Origin of the sequence: Kitasatospora sp. NPDC091335 (assembly GCF_044757205.1) — a bacterium.
Lineage (GTDB): Bacteria > Actinomycetota > Actinomycetes > Streptomycetales > Streptomycetaceae > Kitasatospora.
This window is the reverse complement of the sequence record NZ_JBIVUM010000016.1, coordinates 119964-129176: the sequence shown is the minus strand read 5'-3', so window position 1 is coordinate 129176 and position 9213 is coordinate 119964. Positions and strand designations below refer to the sequence as shown.

General features: G+C 71.8%; 5 protein-coding genes. 3 read left to right on the top strand and 2 right to left on the bottom strand.

Annotated features, from left to right (window positions below):
- Positions 1-385: 385 nt before the first annotated feature.
- The 3 genes from ACIQOW_RS29200 (at position 386) to ACIQOW_RS29190 (ending at position 5265) form a co-directional block, all read left to right on the top strand.
- Positions 386-1627: a ribonuclease D gene (locus ACIQOW_RS29200; protein WP_401089896.1), complete on the top strand. Its 1242-nt coding sequence runs from the start codon at positions 386-388 to the stop codon at positions 1625-1627.
- A 267-nt stretch (positions 1628-1894) separates the two neighbouring features.
- Positions 1895-3115, top strand: a complete 1221-nt coding sequence (locus ACIQOW_RS29195) for an acetyl-CoA C-acyltransferase (RefSeq protein ID WP_188295148.1) — start codon at positions 1895-1897, stop codon at positions 3113-3115.
- 2 nt (positions 3116-3117) lie between these two features.
- On the top strand, positions 3118-5265 hold the full coding sequence (locus tag ACIQOW_RS29190; RefSeq protein ID WP_401089894.1) for a 3-hydroxyacyl-CoA dehydrogenase NAD-binding domain-containing protein: 2148 nt from the start codon (positions 3118-3120) through the stop codon (positions 5263-5265).
- 162 nt (positions 5266-5427) lie between these two features.
- Here ACIQOW_RS29190 and ACIQOW_RS29185 read toward each other — a convergent pair whose 3' ends face one another.
- Both ACIQOW_RS29185 and dxs read right to left on the bottom strand, forming a co-directional pair.
- Positions 5428-6954 carry an ArnT family glycosyltransferase gene (locus tag ACIQOW_RS29185; protein WP_401089892.1) on the bottom strand — a complete coding sequence of 509 codons (1527 nt, stop codon included), beginning with the start codon at positions 6952-6954 and terminating at the stop codon, positions 5428-5430.
- A 161-nt stretch (positions 6955-7115) separates the two neighbouring features.
- A complete protein-coding gene (gene dxs, locus ACIQOW_RS29180; protein WP_401089891.1) occupies positions 7116-9020 on the bottom strand; it encodes a 1-deoxy-D-xylulose-5-phosphate synthase in 1905 nt (634 codons plus the stop codon).
- Positions 9021-9213 lie beyond the last annotated feature (193 nt).

Sequence of the window (9213 nt, the reverse complement as noted above, 5' to 3'; positions counted from 1 at the left end):
GCCCCCGGCGCCCGCCGCGGTGGGGGGGCGGGGGGGCGCCGCCCGGCAACATGGCCCGGCGCGGGGGGCCGCCGCCGGCGGGGGGGGCTGAGGAGGAACGTTTCCTCCTCAGCCGCCGCAGCGCTGCACCGGGAGCCCGTCGGCCACGGCCCGAGGGCGAGTGCCGACCGCGGGCACCGGGTCGGGCAGTGGGTCCGGCTCCGGCTCCGGCTCCGGCTCCGGGCGACCCGACAGCGCGCAACCCGACGGCGCGCGGGCGATCGGATCCGGTGATCGGTACAGACGATCGGTACAGGTGATCAGATCCGACGACCGGCGCGGGCGATCAACAGTCTGACCAGTCCGACAACACTCCCGGCCCCGAGGACCGTCGTACCCTTGGGGGGTGACCGACGCCGTAGCAGCCATCCCAGAAGAAGCAGCCCCGGTCCCGCTCCTCGAGCCCAGGGAGGGGATCCCGCCCGTGGTGACGGACGAGCAGGCGCTGGCCGCCGTCGTCTCCGCCTTCGCCGCGGGCACCGGACCGGTGGCGGTCGACGCCGAACGGGCCTCCGGATACCGCTACGGGCAGCGCGCCTACCTCATCCAGCTGCGCCGCGCGGGTTCCGGCTCCGCCCTGATCGACCCGATCGCCTGCCCCGACCTCAGCGCGCTCGGCAGGGCCGTCGAGGACGCCGAATGGGTGGTCCACGCGGCCAGCCAGGACCTGCCCTGCCTGGCCGACGTGGGCATGAGACCCCGGCAGCTGTTCGACACCGAGCTGGCCGGCCGGATCGCCGGCTTCGCCCGGGTCGGCCTCGGGCCGATGACCGAGAACGTGCTCGGGCTGAGCCTGGCCAAGGAGCACTCGGCGGTCGACTGGTCCACCCGCCCGCTGCCCGAGCCGTGGCTGCGCTACGCGGCTCTGGACGTCGAGGTGCTGGTCGAGCTGCGCAACGCACTCGAACAGGAGCTGGACGCCCAGGGCAAGCTCGGCTGGGCCATGGAGGAGTTCGCCTCGATCGCCGCCGCGCCCCGCCCGGCCCCGCGCAACGACCCGTGGCGCCGCACCTCGCAGCTGCACAAGATCCGCCGGCGCCGCCAGCTGGCCGTGGTGCGCGAGCTGTGGCTGGCCCGCGACCGGATGGCGCAGGAGCGCGACGTCTCCCCCGGCCGGGTGCTCGCGGACGCCGCGATCGTCAACGCCGCGCTGGCCATGCCGCTGAACATCGCCTCCCTGCAGGCCGTCCAGGGCTTCGGGCCGCGGGTGCACCGCCGCCAGCTGGAACAGTGGCTGGCCGCCGTGCAGCGCGCCCGGGAGATCCCGGAGAACCTGCTGCCTCCGGCCGCCGCACCGCACGACGGACCTCCGCCGCCGCGGGCCTGGGCCGAGAAGGACCCGGTGGCCGCCGCCCGGCTGTCCGGCGCGCGCAGCGCGGTCAGCGAGCTGGCCGACCGGTACCACCTGCCGCCCGAGAACCTGATCACTCCGGACCTGGTCCGGCGGGTGTCCTGGCAGCCGCCGGCCGACCCGGGCCCCGAGGGCGTGGCCTTCGCGCTGCGCGGGCTCGGCGCCCGGCAGTGGCAGGTGGACCTGGTGGCGCCGGCGGTGGCCGCCGCGTTCGCCGCGGCCGCGGCCCAGGACTGATCACGGGGCGGGTCCCGATCGTGGCCCGGCAACGCGTGGAAGGGGATGTCGTCCGTTCGGGCGACATCCCCTTCGCCGTACCCGGGAGGAGCGCCCCTGGTCGGGCGGGGCCGGCAACGTGTCCGGGGACACACGGGCCGATCACTCCGTGGGGCCTGGGCAGGTTGGTTACCGGCGGGTAGCATGGCGGTGATGCGGCGCCGCTCGGGTCTTCGACGGCGGCAGCCCGCCCACCTCGAATTGTTGGTCCCTGGGAGGAGAGCCCCCGTGCCTCGTACCGCGAGGGACGTCGTCTTCGTCGATGGCGTCCGCACCCCGTTCGGCAAGGCAGGCCCGAAGGGCATCTACCACGAGACCCGCGCCGACGACCTGGTCGTCAAGTGCATCCGGGAACTCGTGCGCCGTAACCCGAGCCTGCCCGTCGAGCGCATCGACGAGGTCGCCATCGCGGCCACCACGCAGATCGGCGACCAGGGTCTGACGATCGGGCGCACCGCCGCCCTGCTGTCCGGGCTGCCGAAGTCCGTCCCCGGCTACTCGATCGACCGCATGTGCGCCGGCGCGCTGACCGCCGTGACCGCCACCGCCGGCGGCATCGCCTTCGGCGCGTACGACGTGGTCGTGGCCGGCGGTGTCGAGCACATGGGCCGCCACCCGATGGGCGAGGGCGTCGACCCGAACCCGCGCTTCGTCTCCGAGAAGCTGGTCGACGAGTCCGCCCTGTTCATGGGCATGACCGCGGAGAACCTGCACGACCGCTTCCCGCACCTGACCAAGGAGCGCTGCGACGCCTACGCCGTGCGCTCCCAGGAGAAGGCCGCCAAGGCGTACGCCAACGGCGACATCCAGCCCGACCTGGTGCCGATCTCGATCCGCAACACCAACCCCGACGTCGGCGAGACCGGCTGGGGCCTGGCCACCGTGGACGAGCCGATGCGCCCGGGCACCACGATGGAGAACCTGGCGGGTCTGAAGACCCCGTTCCGCCCGCACGGCAACATCACCGCGGGCAACTCGGCCGGTCTGAACGACGGTGCCACCGCCTCGCTGCTGGCCGCCGAGGACGTCGCCGAGGAGCTCGGCCTCCCGGTCAAGATGCGCCTGGTCTCCTACGCCTTCGCGGGCGTGGAGCCCGAGGTCATGGGCATCGGCCCGGTGCCGGCCACCGAGAAGGCGCTGGCCAAGGCCGGTCTGACCATCGACGACATCGGCGCGTTCGAGGTCAACGAGGCCTTCGCCGTGCAGGTGCTGGCCTTCCTCGACCACTACGGCATCGCGGACGACGACGAGCGGGTCAACCCGTACGGCGGCGCGATCGCCTTCGGTCACCCGCTGGCCTCCTCCGGCGTGCGCCTGATGAACCAGCTGGCCCGCCGCTTCGAGCAGCGTCCGGACGTCCGCTACGGCCTCACCACGATGTGCATCGGCTTCGGCATGGGCGGCACCGTCATCTGGGAGAACCCCCACTTCGTCGAGGGCGGTAAGTGAGCATGAGCACCACGACCGAGCTGCTGACCCACGGCGCCGGACTCTTCCCCGGCGAGGTCGTCACGACCGCGCACGTCCGCCACCTCGACCTGCCGTTCCAGGCCGGCCGGCTGGCGCTGATCACCCTGGACAACGGCTTCGACCACACCAAGCCGACCACCTTCGGCCCGGGCTCGCTGCTCAAGCTGAACGAGGCGCTGGACCAGGTCGAGGCCGAGGCCGCCGAGGGCGCGATCGTCGGTGCCGCGATCACCGGCAAGCCGTTCATCTTCGCGGTCGGCGCCGACCTCAAGGGCGTCGAGCTGCTCAAGGAGCACGCGGACGCGCTGGCCATCGGCAAGGGCGGCCACGACGTCTTCAAGCGGATCGCCGCGCTGCCCGTCCCCACCTTCGCCTTCTACAACGGCGCGGCGATGGGCGGCGGCGTCGAGGTCGGCCTGCACTGCGACTACCGCACGGTGTCCGCGGGCGTCCCGGCGTTCTCGCTGCCCGAGGTCTTCCTCGGCCTCGTCCCCGCCTGGGGCGGCTGCACCATCCTGCCGAACCTGGTCGGTGCCGGTAAGGCCGTCAAGGTCATCGTCGAGAACTCGATGAACCAGAACAAGCAGCTCAAGGGCAAGGACGTGTTCGAGCTGGGGATCGCCGACGCGATCTTCGAGCCGGCCGACTTCCTGGAGCAGTCGCTGCTCTGGGCCGCCAAGGTCGTCAAGGGCGACGTCGTCGTCGAGCGCGAGGCGATCGACCGCGGCAAGGCCTGGGACGACGCCGTCGCCTGGGGCCGCCTGGTCGCCGACGCCAAGGTGCACGGCGCCGCTCCGGCCGCCTACAAGGCGCTGGACATCATCGCCGCCGCCAAGGACTTCGACCTCGCCGACAAGGCGAGCCTCCAGGCCGGCTTCGACGCCGAGGACGCCGTGCTGGCCGACCTCATCATGAGCGGCGAGCTGCGCAGCGGCATCTACGCCTTCAACCTGGTGCAGCGCCGGGCCAAGCGCCCGGTCGGCGCGCCGGACAAGTCGCTGGCCCGCCCGGTCACCAAGGTCGGCGTCGTCGGCGCCGGTCTGATGGCCTCGCAGCTGGCGCTGCTGTTCGCCCGCCGTCTGGAGGTGCCGGTGGTCCTCACCGACATCGACCAGGAGCGCGTGGACAAGGGCGTCGGCTACGTCCACGCCGAGATCGACAAGCTGCTCGGCAAGGGCCGGATCGGCCAGGACAAGGCCAACCGCCTCAAGGGCCTGGTCTCCGGCTCGCTGGACAAGGCCGCCGCCTTCGGCGACGCGGACTTCGTCATCGAGGCCGTGTTCGAGGAGATGGGCGTCAAGCAGGCCGTCTTCGCGGACCTGGAGAACGTGGTCTCGCCGACCTGTGTGCTGGCGACCAACACCTCCTCGCTGTCGGTCACCGAGATGGCCTCGAAGCTGGAGCACCCCGAGCGGGTCGTGGGCTTCCACTTCTTCAACCCGGTCGCGATCCTGCCGCTGCTGGAGATCGTCCGCGGCGAGCGGACCGACGACGCCTCGCTGGCCACCGCCTTCGCGGTGTCCAAGAAGCTGAAGAAGACCTCGGTGCTGTGCAAGGACGCCCCGGCGTTCGTGGTGAACCGGATCCTGACCCGCTTCATGGGCGAGATCCAGGGCATCATCGACGAGGGCACCCCGATCGCCGACGTCGAGAAGGCCGTCGAGCCGCTCGGCCTGCCGATGTCCCCGATCGTGCTGCTGGAGCTGGTCGGCCCGGCCATCGCGCTGCACGTCTCGGAGACCCTGCACGGCGCCTTCCCGGAGCGGTTCACCGTCTCCGAGAACCTCGCCAAGGTGGTCAAGGCCGGCAAGCGCGGCTTCTACACCTGGGTGGACGGACAGCAGGTCCTCGACCCCGAGGTGCTGGAGCTGCTGTCCTTCGGCGACTCGGTACTGACCGAGGAGCAGGTCCGCGTCCGCGCCCTGGACGCCGTGGCGCAGGAGATCGGCCTGATGCTGGAGGAGGGTGTCGTCGCCGAGGCGCAGGACATCGACCTCTGCATGATCACCGGTGCCGGCTGGCCCTTCCACCTGGGCGGGATCACCCCGTACCTGGACCGTGAGGGCGTCTCGGAGCGGGTGAACGGCAAGGCGTTCCTCGCCCCCGGTGTGGCCTCGGTTCCCGCCTAGCGGCGAACGGCCCCCGTACACGGAGGAGCCCCGGTGACCAGCTGGTCACCGGGGCTCCTCCGCGTGTACCGGGTTCTCCTCGGGCGTGCGCCGTGTACGGAGGTCTCGGGCTTGCGCGGAGGTCTCAGGACGTGCGGGGGTTGCAGGCCGTGTACGGAGGTCTCAGTGCTTGAGGCGGTAGACCACGGTGTCGGCGAAGACGCCGACCATCTCGTAGTGGGTGTCCAGCAGGTTCTCGATCCGGGGGACCATGACGGGCTGGTACGGGGAGATGCCGGAGTCGTCGACCACGACCTCGGGCAGACCGTTGGCCAGTTCCTTGTCGAAGGTCTGCCAGGCGTTGGAGACGCTGAAATCCTCGCCGACGTTCTGGCTGCCGTCCTTGCCGCCGCTGAAGTTGGTGAGGAAGCCCGCCGTCAGGTAGCGGGTGGCGGGCTTGCGGTCGGCCAGCCAGTACAGCTCGGGGTGCATGCCCCAGACCAGCAGGGTGTCCTTGGGGGTGGTCTGGTTGGCGACGGCGGTGGCGACCTCGGTGGTGCGGTTGAGCCGCTCCCCGGGCCAGGCCAGCGCCAGGCCCCAGAACACCGTGGCGGCGGCCGTGGTGTACAGCAGGACCGGCTTCCAGCGGACCGCCGAGGTGGCGACCGCCCCGGTGCCCAGCAGCACCAGCGGCGGCATCAGCTGGAGGTAGTAGTGGCCGAAGAAGTGGAAGCCCACACTGACCGCGACGACCGAGGAGAGCAGCCAGACCCACAGGTCCGTGGTCGAGCCGTGCTCCTCGCCTGCCACCGGCAGCGGACGGTGGCGGTACTTCAGCCAGAGCCGCCGCCCGACCGGGAGCAGGAAGCCGAGGCCGGCCGCGACCAGGATGGCCGAGTTGCCGAGCGCCCGGCCGAGCATCTGGAGCCAGGCGCCGCCGAAGGTGGCGTAGTCCCCGCTGCCGGTGACGACCCAGAAGAGGAAGCCCTTCGGCTTGGTGAGGATCACCGCGACCAGCGCTATCGGCAGGGTGAAGCCGAACCCGATCTTGAACAGTGCGGGCGGCCAGCGCACCCCGCGCCGGCGGGCGTCCTGGAACAGCATCCAGAGCACCGGCAGCAGCACCGCGCCGCCGGTCTGCTTGGTCAGTGAGCACAGGGCGACCGCGATGCCCGCGGCCAGCCAGCGGCGCCGCTCGGCGTACCGGAAGGCGGCCACCATGGCGGGCAGCATGAAGACCTCGAAGGTCGCCGCCTGGGTGTCCTCGGGGGAGAGCCCGATGGAGACCAGCAGGTAGAGCAGTCCGGCGCCGGCCCCGGCCCGGTTGCCCCAGCGGCCGCGGGCGATCGAGGCCAGCAGGATCGCGGTGACCAGGTGGGCCACCACCGCCAGGGTGCGCAGCGGCCAGAGCGAGGCGGAGCCGAAGACCGCGAAGCAGGCCTGGTAGAGCCAGGGCAGCAACGGCGGTTTGCGGTCCACGACGGTGTCGTAGAGCACCCCGCCGTCCGCCAGCATCCGCGCCTGGGTGGCCAGGAAGCCTTCGTCCGGGCTCCACACGGGCCGGGCGAAGGAGGGGATGTGGGTGAGCAGTGCGACCAGCGCGAGCACCGGCACCAGCCTGGTCCAGTACCCACTGCGGACATGGGTGAGGACGCGCTCGGGCAGGCGCTCGGCCAGTCCGGTGAGGCGGAGGCGGGTGGGGGTCGACACGGTTGACAACCTACCGGGCGGGATCGGCGCCCATGGCGCCGGTCCCGCCTTTCCATGCGATTGTCAGCTTGTTTCGTGACGAACTGTTACGGAGTTACGACGAACAGTCGTCGGTGGAACGGGTGAGCGGCCGGAGTCCGTGCGGACCGCACACCCGCTGGTCAGGCCTTGACCGGCGCCGCGTCCAGCTTGGCGACCAGTGCGGTCACCTTTCGGGCGATGTCCGGAGCGTTCAGGCCGATCTCGGCCAGGATCTCGTTCCGGCTGGCGTGGTCCAGGAACTCCTGCGGGATTCCGAAGTCCCGCACCGGCAGATCCACGTCCGCGTCCCGCAGCGCCTGCGCCACGGCGGCGCCGACGCCGCCCACCCGGCCGTTGTCCTCGATCGTGACGACCACCCGGTGCTCGGCGGCCAGGCCCGGCAGGGCCGCGTCCACCGGCTTGACCCAGCGCGGGTCCACCACGGTGGCGGTGATGCCCTGGGCGGCCAGCAGGTCGGCGACCTCCAGGCTGGTGGTGGCCATCGCGCCGACCGAGACGATCAGCACGTCGGCGCGGTGGGCGCCGGAGGGCTCCTCGGCGGTGCGCAGCAGGTCCATGCCGCCGACCCGGCCGACCGCGGGGACGGCCGGGCCGACCGTGCCCTTGGAGTAGCGGACCACGGTCGGGGCGTCCTTGACCTCGACGGCCTCGCGCAGCTGGGCGCGGACCTGGTCGGCGTCGCGCGGGGCGGCCAGCCGCAGGGTCGGGACGACCTGGAGGATCGACATGTCCCACATGCCGTTGTGCGAGGCGCCGTCGGTACCGGTGACGCCCGCCCGGTCCAGCACGAAGGTGACGCCCAGCTTGTGCAGGGCGACGTCCATCAGGACCTGGTCGAAGGCCCGGTTCAGGAAGGTCGCGTAGACCGCGAAGACCGGGTGCAGACCGTTGGTGGCCAGGCCGGCGGCGCTGGTGACGGCGTGCTGCTCGGCGATGCCGACGTCGAAGATGCGGTCCGGGAAGGCCTTGGCGAACGGGGCCAGGCCCACCGGGTGGAGCATGGCGGCGGTGATGCCGACGATGTCCTCGCGCTCGTGGCCGAGCGCGACCATCTCCTCGGCGAAGACCGAGGTCCAGTCCTTGCCCGCGCTCTTGATCGGCAGGCCGGTCTCCGGGTGGATCACGCCGACCGCGTGGAAGCGGTCCTCGTCGTTGTTCTCGGCGGCGTGGTAGCCGCGGCCCTTCTCGGTGAGGCAGTGCACGATCACCGGGCCGCCGAAGCCGCGCGCCTTGGTCAGCGCGGACTCCAGGGCGGTCAGGTCGTGGCCGTCGATCGGGCCGATGTACTTGAGGCCGAGGTCCTCGAACATGCCCTGCGGGGCGATGAAGTCCTTGAGGCCCTTCTTGGCGCCGTGCAGCGTCTCGAACAGCTGCTGGCCGACCACCGGGGTGCGCTGGAGCGCGTCCTTGCCCCAGGAGAGGAAGCGCTCGTAGCCCTGGGTGGTGCGCAGGGTGGCGAGGTGGTTGGCCATGCCCCCGATGGTCGGGGAGTACGAGCGCTCGTTGTCGTTGACGACGATGACGACCGGGCGGTCCTTGTCGTCGGCGATGTTGTTGAGCGCCTCCCAGGCCATGCCGCCGGTGAGCGCGCCGTCGCCGATCACCGCGACGACCGGGTCGTTCTTGCCCAGCACCTGGTTGGCCTTGGCCAGGCCGTCGGCGTACGAGAGCACGGTGGAGGCGTGCGAGTTCTCGATCACGTCGTGCTCGGACTCGGCGCGGGACGGGTAGCCGGAGAGGCCGCCCTTCGTCCGCAGCCGCGAGAAGTCCTGGCGGCCGGTGAGCAGCTTGTGGACGTAGCTCTGGTGGCCGGTGTCGAAGAGGATGCGGTCGCGCGGCGAGTCGAAGACCCGGTGCAGCGCGATGGTGAGCTCCACCACGCCGAGGTTGGGGCCGAGGTGGCCGCCCGTCTTCGAGACCTCGGTCACCAGGAAGGTCCGGATCTCCTGGGCCAGCGCGGCCAGCTGTCCGGGCGTGAGCCGGTCGAGATCGCGCGGTCCCCGAATGCGGGTCAGCAGGGCCACCCGTTCCTCCTCGTTCAGTGTTCGCGGACCACGGACGGTCCGACGGGCGTCGCTGCCCGGTCCGGCGGCACGCCGACGCTCGCGGCCGGTGCCGACCGGTCGAGTCTAATGTCCGCCTCCCGGACACCGAGCGGCGCGCCCGGTGCCGCCGTTCGGTTACCGCCATTCCGGGAGGTCGGGCAGGGGATGTGAG